General features: G+C 35.2%; 17 protein-coding genes. 6 read left to right on the top strand and 11 right to left on the bottom strand.

Translation table 11 applies throughout. The annotated features are described in order from the left end of the window. Positions 1-17 precede the first annotated feature (17 nt). The gene (locus AC4G3O_RS08370; RefSeq protein ID WP_066100915.1) at positions 18-512 is read left to right on the top strand and encodes a YkyB family protein; all 495 of its coding nucleotides are present in this window, start codon (positions 18-20) and stop codon (positions 510-512) included. Between the two features lie 27 nt (positions 513-539). Here the strand turns inward: AC4G3O_RS08370 and AC4G3O_RS08365 are convergent, their stop codons facing one another. Then, positions 540-1,445, bottom strand: a complete 906-nt coding sequence (locus AC4G3O_RS08365) for a chemotaxis protein (RefSeq protein WP_491136060.1) — start codon at positions 1,443-1,445, stop codon at positions 540-542. A 229-nt stretch (positions 1,446-1,674) separates the two neighbouring features. Here AC4G3O_RS08365 and AC4G3O_RS08360 point away from each other — a divergent pair, with 229 nt between their 5' ends. Then, positions 1,675-1,845 carry a hypothetical protein gene (locus AC4G3O_RS08360; protein ID WP_175354218.1) on the top strand — a complete coding sequence of 57 codons (171 nt, stop codon included), beginning with the start codon at positions 1,675-1,677 and terminating at the stop codon, positions 1,843-1,845. Between the two features lie 76 nt (positions 1,846-1,921). Here the strand turns inward: AC4G3O_RS08360 and corA are convergent, their stop codons facing one another. Beyond that, complete coding sequence (gene corA / locus AC4G3O_RS08355) at positions 1,922-2,878, bottom strand: magnesium/cobalt transporter CorA (protein ID WP_077247945.1); 957 nt, start codon at positions 2,876-2,878, stop codon at positions 1,922-1,924. Between the two features lie 167 nt (positions 2,879-3,045). Here corA and AC4G3O_RS08350 point away from each other — a divergent pair, with 167 nt between their 5' ends. After that, positions 3,046-4,200: an aminotransferase A gene (locus AC4G3O_RS08350; protein ID WP_491136059.1), complete on the top strand. Its 1,155-nt coding sequence runs from the start codon at positions 3,046-3,048 to the stop codon at positions 4,198-4,200. A 64-nt stretch (positions 4,201-4,264) separates the two neighbouring features. Here the strand turns inward: AC4G3O_RS08350 and AC4G3O_RS08345 are convergent, their stop codons facing one another. From AC4G3O_RS08345 to AC4G3O_RS08330, 4 genes are all read right to left on the bottom strand, one after another. Next, complete coding sequence (locus AC4G3O_RS08345) at positions 4,265-5,143, bottom strand: NAD(P)-dependent oxidoreductase (RefSeq protein WP_491136179.1); 879 nt, start codon at positions 5,141-5,143, stop codon at positions 4,265-4,267. Positions 5,144-5,305: 162 nt separating this feature from the next. Next, the gene (gene ptsP, locus AC4G3O_RS08340; RefSeq protein ID WP_066100929.1) at positions 5,306-7,027 is read right to left on the bottom strand and encodes a phosphoenolpyruvate--protein phosphotransferase; all 1,722 of its coding nucleotides are present in this window, start codon (positions 7,025-7,027) and stop codon (positions 5,306-5,308) included. Continuing rightward, positions 7,027-7,293 carry a phosphocarrier protein HPr gene (locus AC4G3O_RS08335; protein ID WP_066100932.1) on the bottom strand — a complete coding sequence of 89 codons (267 nt, stop codon included), beginning with the start codon at positions 7,291-7,293 and terminating at the stop codon, positions 7,027-7,029. The genes ptsP and AC4G3O_RS08335 overlap by 1 nt, the downstream gene beginning before the upstream one ends. A gap of 475 nt (positions 7,294-7,768) precedes the next feature. Then, positions 7,769-8,512 (bottom strand): SDR family oxidoreductase, encoded by a 744-nt coding sequence (locus AC4G3O_RS08330; protein WP_066100935.1) that lies wholly within the window; start codon positions 8,510-8,512, stop codon positions 7,769-7,771. A 215-nt stretch (positions 8,513-8,727) separates the two neighbouring features. On the opposite strand from AC4G3O_RS08330, the gene AC4G3O_RS08325 reads away from it, so the two are divergent. Next, the gene (locus tag AC4G3O_RS08325; protein WP_066100938.1) at positions 8,728-9,231 is read left to right on the top strand and encodes a sigma-70 family RNA polymerase sigma factor; all 504 of its coding nucleotides are present in this window, start codon (positions 8,728-8,730) and stop codon (positions 9,229-9,231) included. 64 nt (positions 9,232-9,295) lie between these two features. Here AC4G3O_RS08325 and ykzS read toward each other — a convergent pair whose 3' ends face one another. Beyond that, complete coding sequence (gene ykzS, locus AC4G3O_RS08320) at positions 9,296-9,490, bottom strand: protein YkzS (RefSeq protein WP_066100941.1); 195 nt, start codon at positions 9,488-9,490, stop codon at positions 9,296-9,298. Between the two features lie 271 nt (positions 9,491-9,761). Between ykzS and AC4G3O_RS08315 the strand changes: the two genes are divergently transcribed. Continuing rightward, complete coding sequence (locus AC4G3O_RS08315) at positions 9,762-9,941, top strand: YkvS family protein (RefSeq protein WP_066100944.1); 180 nt, start codon at positions 9,762-9,764, stop codon at positions 9,939-9,941. 166 nt (positions 9,942-10,107) lie between these two features. Beyond that, positions 10,108-10,851: a type I methionyl aminopeptidase gene (map, locus tag AC4G3O_RS08310; RefSeq protein ID WP_066100948.1), complete on the top strand. Its 744-nt coding sequence runs from the start codon at positions 10,108-10,110 to the stop codon at positions 10,849-10,851. A 104-nt stretch (positions 10,852-10,955) separates the two neighbouring features. On the opposite strand, the gene AC4G3O_RS08305 is transcribed toward map, so the two are convergent. The 4 genes from AC4G3O_RS08305 to AC4G3O_RS08290 form a co-directional block, all read right to left on the bottom strand. Beyond that, positions 10,956-11,981 carry a YkvI family membrane protein gene (locus AC4G3O_RS08305; RefSeq protein WP_066100949.1) on the bottom strand — a complete coding sequence of 342 codons (1,026 nt, stop codon included), beginning with the start codon at positions 11,979-11,981 and terminating at the stop codon, positions 10,956-10,958. Positions 11,982-12,211: 230 nt separating this feature from the next. Beyond that, positions 12,212-12,649 (bottom strand): MarR family winged helix-turn-helix transcriptional regulator, encoded by a 438-nt coding sequence (locus AC4G3O_RS08300; RefSeq protein ID WP_066100952.1) that lies wholly within the window; start codon positions 12,647-12,649, stop codon positions 12,212-12,214. A gap of 769 nt (positions 12,650-13,418) precedes the next feature. After that, positions 13,419-13,592 (bottom strand): aspartyl-phosphate phosphatase Spo0E family protein, encoded by a 174-nt coding sequence (locus AC4G3O_RS08295; RefSeq protein WP_077247946.1) that lies wholly within the window; start codon positions 13,590-13,592, stop codon positions 13,419-13,421. A gap of 219 nt (positions 13,593-13,811) precedes the next feature. After that, positions 13,812-15,956: a PAS domain S-box protein gene (locus AC4G3O_RS08290; RefSeq protein ID WP_225983712.1), complete on the bottom strand. Its 2,145-nt coding sequence runs from the start codon at positions 15,954-15,956 to the stop codon at positions 13,812-13,814. Between the last annotated feature and the right edge of the window lie 49 nt (positions 15,957-16,005).

The raw sequence follows: 16,005 nt of genomic DNA, 5'->3' as shown, positions 1-16,005 counted from the left end.
AGAAGAAAGGAACATTTATGAATCAAAATAATGGGAATCTTCCTAATCCCGCCTGTTTTACTGCCGATGACCTGGGAGAAGCAATTTATTCTGTGAATAGACATGCAAAAACTGCATCAGACCCTAAATTTCTATACAATCTAAAGAAAAAAACGATTATTAAAATGCTTGAAGAAGGAAAGGCAAAGAAAATAGGCCTTCAATATTCAGACCATCCTCATTTAAGCTTCCAACAATCAGATGTACTGATACAATGCGGAAAGTATACATTCCATATTCCGCCCTCAAAGGACGACTTTCAAACATTAACACATCTTGGTCATTTATCAAAAGAGGTAAGAAACCCCTCTTCACGTCTTTCTTTATCTAAAGCAAAAAAACTATTGATGTCTTATACAGGATGCAAGGAAAATTCAGATAATGATCGCGCTAAAGACTATAAAAAGAAATACCAAAAACCGACTTTTACGCGTCTTGGTGAATCCTATCCATATCAAAATTGGAAAAAGTAAAGCCGCTGAACAAAGGGTTCAGCAGCTTTACTTTTGTAAAAGTTTGTCTAACTGTTTGACCAGTTCAACTATTTCAGGTTTACTAATTTGTGCATCTGCTCCTACCAACTCTCCCTTATGCCTTAAATCGTCCGTAATTAATGATGAAAAAATGATAACAGGCAAATCCGACAAGGTAGGATTTTCTTTAATTCGTTTGGTTAGATGGTGACCATCCATTTGTGGCATTTCTATATCTGTAATTACCAAATGTACATCATTCAGTAAGGTTCCTGCTAGTGCCTTTCCCTCTATAAAGGTTAGCGCTTCCTTGCCATTTTCAAAGAAATCGAGTTGTTCATAACCGGCTTCTTTTAATGTCTGCATCAACAGCTTCCGCAACAGTGGTGAATCCTCAGCAATTAATAAATGCTTATTAGATCGTTCTCTAACTCCTAATTTTTGAATCTGATTAATGGTTATTCCTGATTCAGGATTGATTTCCAAAATAATTTTTTCATAATCAAGCAGTAAAAGCATTTCATTATTCATTTTAATGACACCAGTAATCTGACTATCCAATCCCTGGTACATATCAGATGGTTTTTCTATTTGGTTCCATGAAATCCTATGGATTTGGGTAACGGTATGTACATGAAAAATGACCTTTATTTTATTAAACTCAGTCACTATAAATTTATCTTTTTCAGGAGCTTGGGATGCTGGGAGATTCAGTGCACTGGCAATATCTACTACAGGGAGTATCTCTCCACGAAGTTCAATGATTCCTTCAACATGATGATGTGTTTGTGGAACACCGGTAATCCGTACTGGGTTAATAATTTCTTTAACTTTGATAACATTAATTCCAAATTTATGCTCGCCAATACCAAATTCCACGATTTCCAACTCATTTGTTCCGCTCTCTAGCAGGATTCCTTTTTGTTCATTCATTTTTAACAGCGCCTTTCCATATCTCTTACGATTAATTGCAGTAAGATAAAGCCTTCTTTCTAGTATCGGCTTAAATTAATGTTTTTTTATAAATATTTAAATTTAAATCGATAATCGTGTTTATTTTGTGAAACTTTGCTCAATGATATAGACGCTTTAACAAATGAGGACTATTATACAGATAAAGGCATAACTTAAATCAATATGCTGGAAAGAAGGGGTCCGACTTATGAAAGGTACTGCCATTTTATATGAAGATAACCATGTTATTACTTGTTTAGAGAATATTCAATTTAGCGAAGTTGAAAAATACACACATAACCAAACTGATGAATCTTACGCAACTCCTCAGCTTACTATGTGGCATCCAGAAGAAATCGATTGGGATTACGGATATTAATATAAATAAAGGACCCAGTCCTGTAAACATGACCTAAGCGGCTTTAGTTCTAAATACAATAGAGCTAAGCCGCTATTTATTTTTCATTTCTGTACAGCCTTCGGAATAACCAACCTTTCAGCATAAAGAGAATCATCATTATAACTGTGATGATGATCATAAAAAGAAGAACATACCAAAAACCATTGCGAAAACTTAAACCAGGCATTTCAGAAAAATTCATACCATATAAACCTGCAATAAATGTTAATGGCATGAAAATAGTCGTAATAATCGTCAAGGTCATCATTGTTTCATTCATTTTATTTGAACTGACCGCCATATAACTATCTCTCAGATCTGTTGAGAACTCTTTGTAGCCATCAACCAATTCTTTTAATTTCAATAAATGATCATACACATCATTAAGGTAATGATGATGTTCAGAAAGAGCACTGATTCTCTCAGAATGAATAATCCTGTACATCAAATCATTCATGGGCAAGATAATTCTTCTTAGTCGCGAAATCATCGTTCGAATTTCGTATAACTGACTCATTGGATCATTATTAAGAGAATGCTGCAGGTGATCTTCCAAGACATTTAATTGCTCCTCTATTTGATAGGCCTTTGGAAGATAAGCATCTACTACTGCATCAATAATTTTATGCAGGACATGGATAGAAGTATCCAATTGATCTGTTACTCCCCATACTTTATCTATTTCCTCTATATGATCTTCATGAACGGTTACGATTGCTTTTTCATTTACGTAAATATCAATCTCATTTCTTTCGAAGTTTTCATTTAAGGAATGAATGATAAAAAACATATAGGATTGATAAAAATCCACTTTAGGTCTCTGGTTGATTCGATCAAGACAGTCCTCTATAGTGAGAGGGTGAAAATTAAAATACGTACGGAGTATATTAGCCTCATATTCTTGCGGTGCGAGGATATCAACCCATACCAGGCTATAATCACGCTTCTGTAAGTCCTCCAAAGTCATTTCCTTTATACCATCAGTTTGATCCTTAACAAGTATTCGGTACACTATCTTCCCCCACCTAATCAAAACGAATTACCCATAGTATTCCAAACCAAGTATGCATCATTCACCCAATCTTGCATACAACCATTTAGAGTAGGATAGTGTACACTTTCCTAAAGCAACCTTATAATAATAAAGATAAGAACTGTAATTAGGAGGTATGACCTGGAATGGAACACTTAATTAATCCTCATGTAAAAGAGATAGAAATATCCGGTATTCGGCAGTTTTATAATATGGTATCTGATATTGATGATGTCCTGTCCTTTACAATAGGATTACCTGACTTCCCAACACCCTTACATATAAAAGATAAAGCAATAAACGCCATTCAAAAAGATTGTACCACCTACACCCACAATGCCGGTTTACTCGATCTCCGGCAAGAAGTATCAAAATTTATGTATAGCCATTATTCACTTAAATATAATCCGGATGATGAAATTTTGATTACTGTAGGAGCAAGTCAGGCGATTGATATTGCCTTCAGGACTATTTTAACACCTGGAGATGAAGTCATTCTGCCTGGCCCTGTTTATCCCGGTTATGAACCATTAATTCACTTAGCAGGGGGAAAAGCAGTCCATGTTGATACAAGAAGCACCTCCTTTAAATTGACTCCACAATTAATCACAGAAAGTCTAACCGAAAAAACAAAATGTATTGTTCTTCCCTATCCGTCCAACCCAACAGGGGTATCATTAACGAGAGAGGAACTGGAGGAAATTGCTGACCTTGTTAGAGGAAAAAATATTTTTATCCTGGCTGATGAAATCTATAGTGAATTAACTTTGGACAGAACTCATACATCGATTGGTTCCATTATAAGAGAGCAAACCATTACTATAAATGGTCTATCAAAGTCACATTCCATGACCGGTTGGAGAATCGGCTTTCTGATGGCACCAAAAGCAATCATTAAACATATGATAAAGGTTCATCAATATAACGTATCCTGTGCCTCCTCTGTCTCACAGATGGCTGCACTCGAGGCTATGAGGAACGGTGAACATGATCCAGCTGCTATGAGAGAGGAATATAAAAACCGTCGTGATTATGTTTTTAATAGACTTGCGGCGATGAATCTCCAGACTGTATTACCGGATGGCGCATTTTACTTTTTCATTAAAATACCAGATGCCTTTAAAAATTCACTCGATTTTGCCCTCAAGCTGGTTCAATTTGAAAAAGTAGCTGTTATACCTGGATCTGCTTTTTCAAAATTTGGAGAAGGATATTTCCGATTATCATATGCTGTTTCCATGGAGCAGCTTAAAGAAGGATTAAACAGACTTGAACATTTCCTAATTCAGCAGATAAAATAACAAGAGGCATTTCGTTAAAGGCATGATACCTTTTCGAAATGCTTCTTTTTTTAATGAGACTAAGTTACTGATTGGATGCCTCAGTATAATATTTATACAAGGCTTGTGTTCCACGGTTCTCTTCTCCCATATCCGCCAATTTTTTATACATAGCTTTGGCTAAAGTTAGCCCTGGAAAGTCAAGACCTAACCGTTCGGATTCTTCTAATGCAATTTTTAGGTCTTTTAAGAAATGTTTGATATAAAATCCCGGTTCAAAATCACCTTTTAATATCCTAGGCGCTAAATTGGTTAAGGAAAAACTTCCAGCAGCACCAGTTGAAATGCTTTTCAAAACTGTTTCAGGATCCAGGCCAGATTTTTCGGCATAAACAATCGCTTCACATACACCAATCATATTCGTAGCAATGGCTATCTGATTGCATAGTTTAGTATGTTGGCCCGAGCCAGCATCGCCCTGATGGATAATATTTGTCCCCATTGCTTTAAATACAGGCATCATGCTCTCAAAATCAGATTGATCACCGCCAACCATAATGGCAAGATTAGCATTTTGTGCACCAATATCTCCTCCGGAGACAGGTGCATCAAGGACATGCAATCCTAATTCCTTACCAGCAGCATATAACTTTTGTGCTAAAGACGGAGCTGAAGTGGTCATATCAATTAAATAAGTACCCGGCTTGGCATATTTTAATAAGCCTTCCGCCCCTAGATATATCTCTTCAACGTCAGAAGGATAGCCAACCATCGTAATAATAACATCGGCTTCCTCAGCGATTGCACGAGGGGACTCCTTCCAATCTGCACCTTCCGAAAGCAAAGGCTCACATTTGGACTTTGTTCTGGAATAAACACTGACAGGGTATCCCGCCTTCATTATATTCAATGCCATACTTTTACCCATTACACCAATACCGATAAAACCAATATGTAAATTCATCATAACGCTCCCTCCTATACCTCTATAATAGCAAAAAAAATCAACTGGAAAACCAGTTGATTAAGAAAGGGGGGTCACTAAAAGCATGTTGCTGTTTTGTGTCCACCTTTAATGTACCCCTCCGTTCAAATAAATAAACCTGTATATCTATTTTTATTGAAACTATTTTTGAGCTGTAGCTTTTTTAACCATTTCAACAATCTCTGCTGATGTTTGCATTTGTATAGCTTTTTCAGCCAAGTCTTGCATTTCGGTTCTAGTAAGTGTTTTAATTTGGGAACGTGCACGCAGAACAGATGTTGCGCTCATTGAAAACTCATCCAACCCTAATCCAACAAGCAACGGAATCGCCAGTTCATCCCCAGCCATTTCTCCACACATTCCAGCCCATTTGCCTTCTTTATGTGCAGCTTCAATCACCATTTTTACTAAACGTAAAATAGCTGGATTATATGGTTGGTACAAGTAAGATACACGTTCGTTCATTCTATCTGCAGCCATTGTATATTGAATCAAGTCATTCGTACCAATGCTGAAGAAATCTACTTCCTTAGCAAATTGATCTGCGATTACCGCAGTTGAAGGGATTTCCACCATGATTCCCAATTGAATAGAATCTGATACTTCAATACCTTCTTCAATTAATTTCGCCTTTTCTTCTTCAAGAACCTTTTTGGCGGATCTGAATTCATCTAAAGTGGCAATCATCGGGAACATAATTCTTAAATTCCCATACACACTTGCCCGTAAAAGTGCTCTAAGCTGCGTTCTGAAAATCGGTAGTTCCTCAAGGCATAATCGAATAGCACGGAATCCAAGGAATGGATTCATTTCTTTCGGTAGATCTAGATAAGGAAGCTCCTTATCTCCACCAATATCCAATGTGCGTACCACAACCGGCTTACCTTCCATACCTTCAAGTACAGCTTTATAGGATTCAAACTGTTCTTCTTCTCCAGGAAGATTATCTCTTCCCATATACAAGAACTCTGTTCTATATAAGCCTACAGCCTCAGCACCATTTGCTTTAACACCTTCAAGATCTTTAGGAGTGCCGATGTTCGCTGCTAATTCTATGTGATGGCCATCTGCTGTTACCGTTTTTTCGTTAACAAGCTTAGCCCATTCAAGTTTCTGCTGTGCATAAGCATCAGCAGCTTTTTTGTATTCTTCAATCAATTCAGGTGTCGGATTAATATGTACTTCACCTTTAAGCCCATCAAGTATAATCATATCGCCGTTTTGAATAGTTTCAGTTGCCTGTTTAGTCCCAACAACTGCTGGAATTTCAAGCGAGCGTGCCATAATTGCGGAGTGAGAAGTACGCCCTCCAATATCAGTTGTAAAGCCTTTAACAAATTCTCTGTTTAATTGAGCTGTATCTGAAGGAGTTAAATCCTCGGACACAACAATCACTTCTTCAGCAATCATACTTGGATTTGGTATTTGTACCCCAAGAAGATGACTGATAACCCGTTTTGTTACATCACGAATATCAGCTGCTCTTTCTTTCATATATTCATTATCCATTTGTTCAAACATAGTGATGAACATATCAGCAATTTCGCGCATAGCAAATTCAGAGTTGATTTTTTCAGACTTAACTTTCTCCTGTACAGCACCAAGCAATTCAGGGTCATTCAAAACAAGTATGTGAGCATCAAAAATGGCTGCTTTATCTTCACCTTGTTCTGTTTTGACTTTTTCACGAATTGTTTCCAATTCGGTCTGAGCCTTATTAACCGCCTCTTGAAGACGAGTTAATTCGGTATCCACTTCATTAATCGTGCTTTTTGTTACAGTTAAGTCAGGCTCCATTAAACGATAAGCTTTTGCTATGACAATTCCATTAGATGCCGCTATCCCGTTTAACATCGTTGTCATTACTTAGCCAATCCTTCTTTTGTTAATGTTTCCTCAATGGCATTTAATGCATCTTGTTCGTCATTTCCTTCAGCGATAATTGTAATATCTGAACCACTGCCGATTCCTAAAGACATAACGCCCATAATTGATTTAAGATTAACTTTCTTTTCTTTATATTCGAGGTTGATATCAGAGTTGAATTTACCTGCTGCTTGTACAAGCAATGTTGCTGGACGAGCATGAATTCCTGTTTCTGCAGTTACATGAAAAGTTTTTTGTACCATAAGTAATCGAGCTCCTTTATTAATAATTATTTTGTTTTAGCTATACGAATTCTAGCTGCTTACATCTTATGATTTTACCCAGTTTCAACCGGTCCTATGTATAAAAGGATGAACAGTCGAAATTATGTAGCTTTTCTCACAATATAGAGTAAAACCCTATAAGAGAAATGTACCTGAAAAATTAAAATTGTTCAACTGCTTTTATAAATTAAGAACCATAAATATATCTCACCTGTAAGATTGATTGAAACATAGTCTTTCAATAAATATAAGATTCATTTCTAATATATACCAGAATCCTATATACAATGAATTTATTCAGTAAAGTGTTTGCACACAGATAAGCAATTCTACAACTAAATTTCACATAGCTTGGAGAAATATCTATATATTGTATTTCCTATCGATTTTACAACAAAGGTATTTCTAATGACAAATTTGAAGAACCTTTCTATTCTGTTTTTTATTCATATTTTCAATCTTCATAAATCATTTTCCTTGTCATTCCACCATCAATAACCAGATTCTCTCCATTAATAAAATCGTTCTCTGGATCACTTAGGAATAAACATGCTTTTGCTATATCTATTGGCTTACCTACCCTACCCGAAAAATGCTGGGCGTGATCTATCTCACGTAAACCAGTGTAATCAGTCGTTTGAATCCAGCCAGGGCTAATACTGTTAACTCGAATACCTTTTTTGGCTAATGATGCGCCAAGAGCGTGCGTTAGAGCTAGGATTCCACCTTTGGATGCAGCATAAGCTTCAGAATTCGGTTCAGATTGTATGGCTCGGGTTGATGCTATATTAATGATAGAACCACCCGTTCCAGTCATCAGCTTAGCTCCTTCTCTTGCCAAAATAAATACACTTCGTAAATTGGTATTGATAATGCGATTCCAATTCTCTGTTGTCATTTCAAATAATGGAGTAAATTCACTTATGCCTGCATTATTTACTATAATATTTAACCTACCCCATTCACCTCTAATTATTTCCATTATATGAAGGCAATCATCCTCTTTGCTGAGATCGGCCTCAGCAAATAAAGCAACTTTTCCCATTGCCAATAGTTCAGCTTCAATTTTCTTTCCAGCTTCCACATCTATATCGGTTAAAACAACTTTCGCGCCTTTATTTGCATATTGTATTGCGATTTCTTTACCAATCCCATTTGCAGCACCTGTTACTAACACAACTTGATCCTGAAAATTCATTGTATCCAATCCTCTCTTTTAAATTAAATGGTTAGATTTTGTTATAGGAATCCATATTTTTTAAAATAATGATTATTTTAATAGAATTTATCCTCATTTTTCGCTAAAAACTCAACAAATTTTCAAATTTGCTTTTTTTCAGAAAGAATCTTAAAGCGTACTTTAAAGGTACCCGGGAATATAGAGGTCGCTCCTCATAGGGCAGGATTACGAGTATGGAAGACTTCGAATCATTAGTTAACCAATATAATCCATTAATACATCATATTATGAGAAAGCTTAATATTATTTGTGAAAAGGATGAATTTTACCAAATAGGATTAATTGCACTTTGGGAGGCCAGCCAAAATTTCAACCCTGAAAAAGGACAGTTCCTTTCCTATGCCTATAAGTCCATACAAGGTAAAATGCTTATACAGCTTTGCAAGTCCACTAAAATAAATGGGAGAGAATTAAAAAAATCACCTGAGTATTGGGATTTATTAAAGGTTGAAGAAGATGTTTCCTTCCTTGAATGGTACTTCCCTAAACCTTTTCTAACTTCCTTAACAAACAACCAATATATTTGGTTGGCTGAATACATTCAATTTGGTAAAACCATCACAGATATCGCATACGAATACCATACAACGTATGCAACGGTGAAATCTTGGAAACGGATGGCGCTAAAAAAACTAAAGCATTACCTTGAAATACATCCAGATGTGTTTATCAAATAAGGACAATACTGATTAAAATGTTAACAAACCCAATTACTTTATAATTGGGTTTGTTGATTTCTATTCAGCTTCTAGGCTCCTCTAAATAATGATAGGTCACACCCCCGCCTATATGAGCAGTTCCCCGAAAATGTTTAAAATCTTCCCTTTCTACAAGCACAGATCGAAACGCCATGAAATCCTGCTTTGCAACTTCAAGTTTATCTATTTCTCCATTTTTTAATTGATCAAATATGGATTGGATCTCTTCTTTATTCATTCGTAAAACCTCCTATATATACAAAACATGATACTCTCAAACCCCTACATTAAACAAGTATTCCATAGGAGCGAAAATATAAAGACTATTTATTCTTTTAACATTCCAATTAATCACAATTTATACTATAATTACAATATTATTCTGCATAAGCTAAATAGTAGGGATAATTTCTTTATAAGCGGACTTACGAATCCCGAAATTGCAAGGATATTAGTTTACTAATCAAGATCTGTTGATAACTTTAATAAACTGAAAAGGTGTGAACATGATGAAAAAGGCTGATGTAGGCAATATAATTGAATTCCGCGATGGATTGCGTGGGATTGTAGAAAAAGTAAATGAAAACTCAGTGATTGTTGATTTAACTTTAATGGAGAACTTTCATGATCTTGAATTAGAAGAAAAGACAGTCGTTAACCATAAAAATTATAAAATCATATATGAATAATTCGAGAACGGGGCTACTTGCCTCGTTCTCTTCTTGTCCCATTAATTTCCCTTACTTTAAATTTGTAAAAAACTTAGATATAATAGTGAGAATCGATTCCATCTGGAACCTTTCCACTAAACTTTTTATACTAATGAAGAGCATTACAGAAAGCAGGTTTAGTATCATGATTGTAAAAAACGAAAAAGATTTAGAAGGATTAAAAGCAGTAGGTGCAGTTGTTTCACGTGTCAGGGAAGCAATGAAATTAGCTACCGTTCCCGGTATTACAACACTGGAGCTTGATTTAATCGCAAAGAAAATATTTGAGGAAACCGGAGCTGTTTCTGCACCTAAAAATGAGTATGATTTTCCCGGGTTTACATGTATCAGTGTAAACGAAGAAGTTGCTCATGGAATACCAGGAAAACGTATAATTAACGAAGGCGATATGGTAAATATCGACGTCTCTGCAGTATTAAATGGATATTATGGGGATACAGGAATTTCGTTCCCAGTTGGCACTACAACTAGTGAAAAAGAAAAATTATGCCAATGCGCAGTTGATGCTTTTTATCAGGGAATCAGCAAAGCTAAAGCAGGCTCCAAGAAAAACCAAATTGGTAAAGCTGTCTTCAATACAGCAAAACAAAATGGATTCACTGTCATCAAAAATTTAACCGGCCATGGAATAGGTAGAAGTCTGCATGAAAAACCAGATCATATTTTAAACTATTTTGACCCATGGGATTCAGAGCTTCTTCATGAAGGTACAGTATTGGCCGTTGAACCGTTTATTTCTACAAAAGCAACCATGGTTACAGAAGCCGGTGATGGATGGACATTTATCACGAGTGACAAAAGCTTGGTTGCACAATGTGAACATACTATCATAGTGACAAAGAATGAGCCGATTATATTAACATTATAATGTGCCTACGGCATTGACCTTATAAAGAGAGGGGACTATCCCTTCTCTTTCTTTTTGTCATTTTTATAAATCTTTCTAGAAACAGCATAAATCGTAGCTGACACTTACTTTTTGACAGTTATTAACAGCAAAAAGATTAAACTAATATATCCAAAAATCGGATACAATATAGAGATCAAAGGACCATATTCAATTTGGCCAATTATTAAACTTATGGCAAAAATCCCAACATATAGCGACCAGGAAGGCAGTTCCGTTGCTTTTTTTAGTTGCCTTTCGAGTCCAAAGGCATTTCCAATTAAGGTTGAAAAAATTTCTCCAAAAATAATAAATAAATAGAGCCCATATAAAAAAGGTGCTATTTGTTTCATTACATAGGCAGTAGGAATGTTAATCTGTTCAATTCCTGGTATGGAGGATAAGGAAATATGGCAGCTTACCAAAACAACGGATAAAATAAATCCTCCTAAATTTGCACCTTTTCGAATAATATCTTCATCCTTTATTTCGGCAGCCAATGGAACCAAAACAGCCTGTGTCAAAGCAAGGTTAAATGCCGTATAGGAGAAGGGCGATAAGACCATCTTCCAGCTTACTTCATCAGGAATGGTTAGCAGATTTTGAACAGGATTCATATGGAATAATGAAGCAAACATCAGGATTAAATTAAACATAATCATTGCAGGTACCACAAAGGTGTTAATAGATAATAAACCTTTAGTCCCCCAGCTCATGACAACAATTGATAGAAATGTAGTAAAAAGCATGCCCCCTATTTTAGAAAATCCCAATTGCTCTTCAAATAGACCGCCAACTCCTGACATCATAACACCTGTAACCCCAAACAACATGCCCATAGAGATGATATTAACAAAAAAGGATATACGTTTACCAAATAACCAATCATTAAATTCCATATAATTTTTAATATTTCTATGTAATGCTACAATCATTATTTTTCTGCCAATCCGAATAAAAATAAATCCCGAAAGAAGAATCCCTAATAGGCCATAAAGTCCATATTGGGTAAAAAATTCATATATTTCCTTTCCAGTTGCAAAACCCGCTCCAATAACCGTTCCAACATAAACAGCTGCAACTTGAAAAATATTTACATATTGACGATTCACCCTTGTCCCTCCCCGCTTACTACTCACTGTATGCGGGCTGATTGTCTTTATGACAAATTATTATTCTGGTGAATACCGGTTGCTTCTTACCACCTTGTTTCATTAATGAACGAGTGACATCTTATTTCCTCCTCAGCTTTTAGACAAAAAAAATAACTGCCGGTTAACGACAGCCAGTCCATCTTATTCTTCTATTTCATTTTATTCATTAATATATAGGTATTAATGGATTATTTAGTTAACGGTACGGATTTACCAATTCTTTTCAGAAGCTCAATCACCGTTTCCTTCTCTTCGACTGTTAACCCATCCATTAAATGCTCAATTCGTTCCTGATGCTCCGGGAATATCCCTTCCAGGAACTTCTTTCCCTTTTCCGTAATTTGCGCATATGTTACTCTTCGATCATTGGGACATGCAATCCTTTTTAATAATTGCTTTTTTTCCAGCTTATCTACTACATACGTGATACTTCCACTGGCAAGCAGGATTTTATCCCCTATATGCTGCAATGGTTGATCACCTTTATGGTAGAGTAGCTCAAGGACAGCAAATTCGGTTGGATTTACACCTGAGGCTTGGATATATTTGTTGGTATAGTCACTGATAGCTCGAAAAGCCCTCGACAGAACTATAAATACTTTTAAAGATTGATTTTGTTCTTCCATATTTAATCACCCACAATTAACGGATAAAATTCACTATTATCATCCGCGTAATTATACTTCTTTCCTATTAAAAAGTAAAACTTTATAATCATCCTGATAGTAGTAATAACCTAGTATTTAACCTTTATTTATTTTTCACTTTACAATTCTTTTGCAGAACATCCTAATATTTTGAGCACTAATCCTTTATTGATGATGTATAACCTTATGCAAACGAGGAGATTATTTTTCTTAAGGTACAAAATGAATCTTCTAATGTCTTCTAATAGGTATTGCTCTATATAAATAGACATCATATAAGGAATATCCTCTGGATGCAAACAATCATTTCATCTATTCGTAGGATGAGATTCAGTCATCCAAATCGTGCTGTATTGATGGATTTTTTAAGTATGAGCTTTTCAGTTCCCAGAAAAAGTACTGCGCACTTAACCTGAAAAAATAGGATTTATAGAATATGGAGAAGGTCTCGCCTGAGGATAGGTGACGGAAGTGTATGGTATACCTATTCCTTCCACTGTGATCATTTAGAAAAGGGGTTATTCAAAATATGGCCTAAAATCGCGTATACTAAAGGAGTATATAAATCGACCTGGGCTAAAATGTACTTGCCGACCAGGTAGAGATATCTTTTTCAGAACTGATTATACCTATCCTAGTATTAAATTGTTACTTTGCTTTTATCCACAAACCATATGTAAATAGTAAATGGTAAATACGTTTTATGTCATAAAATCCTAGTTTTCACCTTTACGCATTCCTTGTTTATTTAATAATTAGTTATTGAGTATTTCATCCTAATATGTTCAAGAATTAACTGGTCAAGCTGCCGACTCAGATTTAATGTACCTTCATCCAGAAGGCCATTGTTCTTGGCATGGCTAATCATTTGTTCTCTTTTATTTCTTATGGCAGTTTCCAGCCAATCTTTTTGATTCTGCAAGAAAAGCTCCTCCTTCTTATTCACTAAAAAAAATAACATTAAGTGGTATTATGTCAGAATTTTAAAATAATGTAAATACAATCGCAAAAAAAGACAAAAAATAATAATTATTTCATCTTCTTATTAAAGAATCTGTCTAACACTTCCAGCAAACAAAAATAAGAAACCCTTATAAATCAGAAGAGTTTCCATTTTACCATCCTATTCTAATTTTTTCTCTCAAGTGAACTCATGATTAATAGGCAGATAGATTTGAAACAGGGTTCCTTTCTCTTCTTCACTGGCAACTTCAATCCAACCGGCGTGCTCTTCAATGATTTTGTAGGTAACCATCAAACCTAGACCCGTCCCTTTTTCTTTTGTTGTATAGAATGGTTCTCCCAATTTATCAAGAACAGTCTCAGGGATTCCGGTTCCATAATCCTGTATCGATATTAATACATGGCTATCAAAAAATAATTCTGTTGTGATATCAATAAACCCTCCTGTAGGCATAGCCTCTATAGCGTTTTTGATTAAATTTATAAAAACTTGTTTAAGTTGGTTACTCTCACAATGGATGGGTGGTATTTTAGAAAAATGTGTGTGGAATTGAATATTATGCATAGATGCCTGCGCACTTAGCAGATCCAACGTATTTTCGATTGTGTTATTTACCTGTTTAATTTGATAGGAAACTGCCTGTGGTTTTGCAAGAATTAAAAAATCTGTAATGATTGTCTCGATTCTTTGTAATTCTGAAGAAATAACCTGGAAATAGGTTGAAAATTCGCCATTCAAGCTGCCTTCCAGTAATTGAATAAAACCTTTCAAAGCTGTCATAGGATTCCTGATTTCATGAGCAATACCAGCTGCCAGCTCACCCACAACATTCAACGTATCTGATTTTTTTAATTGTTCCTCCATTCGAATCTTATCTGTTACATCTCTAAAAATGGTTAGATTCTTACCCGGTATAACATCCAGTCTGGAGGAAAAATCCAGCTGTTTATTTTGCCCATCCCTGCAAGTAAGCTCACACACAAAATGATGATGCTTATTTTTATTGATCAAGGAAATATGCCTTTGTAAATGTTTCATCTGATGTTCAGTCAGTTCGAATATTTCATGGAAGTTTTTGTTTTGGATATGATCAATAGAAGCCCCTATAATTGCAGCACCAGGTTCATTAATATCATATATTTCCCCGTCTGCTCCCCAAATCATAATTCCATCAAAGGTACCGTCAAAAATTTTCTTGAATTTATTTTCCGAGATAAGAAGTTCCTGCTCCATCACCCACTTTTCACTAATATCTTTACAAATTAAAAGAGTATAAGGACTACTGCTAATCTGACTTTTTGTTAATTCTATAATCTTCTTTTTCCCACTCGATGAACTGAAAATAAGCTCATAACTCTCTTGTTCTTCCAAGATAAAAAGCGTATTTATCTTTTCGCCCGTAATTTTCTCTATATTCGTATTAATTAATTCCACCTGCGTTTTCTCAAACAATATGCAGGCTTGCTCATTAGCCTGTACGATGATTCCTTTAGAGTCCAGCATGATTATTCCATCCACGGATTGACAAAAGACATTTTGAATTCCTTCTATTAAATAGTGATTTTGCTCTGATTCTTCAAAACAATCGTAAATAATTGTATAGTACAAACCACTGTAAAAATTAAATTGTGTAGTATATTGATATGTAATCTCTTTTGAATCAAGACAAAGCTGAAATAAATTAAAACGGGAATTTCCGGATGATAGATGCTTGATAACAGTATCAAATTTATCTTTATCGGCGGCAGTAATAAATTGATAAATACTTTTGCCTAGAATTTTCGATCTCTCAATTTTGACCAACCCACAAAAGGCTTTATTACCATCCACGATGATTCCTTCTTTAGTATGGATAACAATATAGCACTTTAAATCATTAATAATATCTACATATAAATTATCCTTTTTTACATGATCCCTTGTACTCTCTGTTTTTAATGGGATTAACACATAAATAATTTTTTTTGAATATGAATCCAAAAGTCCATTAAGTTCAAGCTCAACTGAGCAGGTGTCATCAGAATTCCTTACTGAATATATATAATTTGAAAAACCATGCTGTTTCACGTTTCTGAGTTGATCATCAACCACCTCTTTTGAAACAGAGATATAAAAGTCCCGAAGATTTCCTGGTTTACCCTCTCGCCCTAACTGATGGTATAACTTGATTGCCTGTTCATTCTGAGATATGATTTCCATTTCCAAATCAGTAACAATAATTGCTTTTGTAAATGAGTTTAAAAAATGCTCCCATGTCTCGTAATCAGTTTTCAAGGCCGTATTTTTTTCTATAATCTTTACTTCCTTATCATTCAAATCCATATCAGCCAAGGGGATCCTCCTAATACCTGTGACATAATAAGATACTTAT

The sequence above is a fragment of the Bacillus sp. z14 (2026) genome, from assembly GCF_058313575.1.
Note: the sequence above shows the minus strand (reverse complement) of the source record. Positions and strands in the feature narration are given on the sequence as shown.

Excerpts from the sequence above, each read along its gene's own strand:
- AC4G3O_RS08370 (WP_066100915.1), top strand. The coding sequence starts at position 18 with ATGAATCAAAATAATGGGAATCTTCCTAATCCCGCCTGTTTTACTGCC.
- AC4G3O_RS08365 (WP_491136060.1), bottom strand. The coding sequence starts at position 1,445 with ATGAATGAACAAAAAGGAATCCTGCTAGAGAGCGGAACAAATGAGTTG.
- AC4G3O_RS08360 (WP_175354218.1), top strand. The coding sequence starts at position 1,675 with ATGAAAGGTACTGCCATTTTATATGAAGATAACCATGTTATTACTTGT.
- AC4G3O_RS08350 (WP_491136059.1), top strand. The coding sequence starts at position 3,046 with ATGGAACACTTAATTAATCCTCATGTAAAAGAGATAGAAATATCCGGT.
- AC4G3O_RS08345 (WP_491136179.1), bottom strand. The coding sequence starts at position 5,143 with ATGAATTTACATATTGGTTTTATCGGTATTGGTGTAATGGGTAAAAGT.
- ptsP (WP_066100929.1), bottom strand. The coding sequence starts at position 7,027 with ATGACAACGATGTTAAACGGGATAGCGGCATCTAATGGAATTGTCATA.
- AC4G3O_RS08335 (WP_066100932.1), bottom strand. The coding sequence starts at position 7,293 with ATGGTACAAAAAACTTTTCATGTAACTGCAGAAACAGGAATTCATGCT.
- AC4G3O_RS08330 (WP_066100935.1), bottom strand. The coding sequence starts at position 8,512 with ATGAATTTTCAGGATCAAGTTGTGTTAGTAACAGGTGCTGCAAATGGG.
- AC4G3O_RS08325 (WP_066100938.1), top strand. The coding sequence starts at position 8,728 with ATGGAAGACTTCGAATCATTAGTTAACCAATATAATCCATTAATACAT.
- ykzS (WP_066100941.1), bottom strand. The coding sequence starts at position 9,490 with ATGAATAAAGAAGAGATCCAATCCATATTTGATCAATTAAAAAATGGA.
- AC4G3O_RS08315 (WP_066100944.1), top strand. The coding sequence starts at position 9,762 with ATGAAAAAGGCTGATGTAGGCAATATAATTGAATTCCGCGATGGATTG.
- map (WP_066100948.1), top strand. The coding sequence starts at position 10,108 with ATGATTGTAAAAAACGAAAAAGATTTAGAAGGATTAAAAGCAGTAGGT.
- AC4G3O_RS08300 (WP_066100952.1), bottom strand. The coding sequence starts at position 12,649 with ATGGAAGAACAAAATCAATCTTTAAAAGTATTTATAGTTCTGTCGAGG.
- AC4G3O_RS08290 (WP_225983712.1), bottom strand. The coding sequence starts at position 15,956 with ATGGATTTGAATGATAAGGAAGTAAAGATTATAGAAAAAAATACGGCC.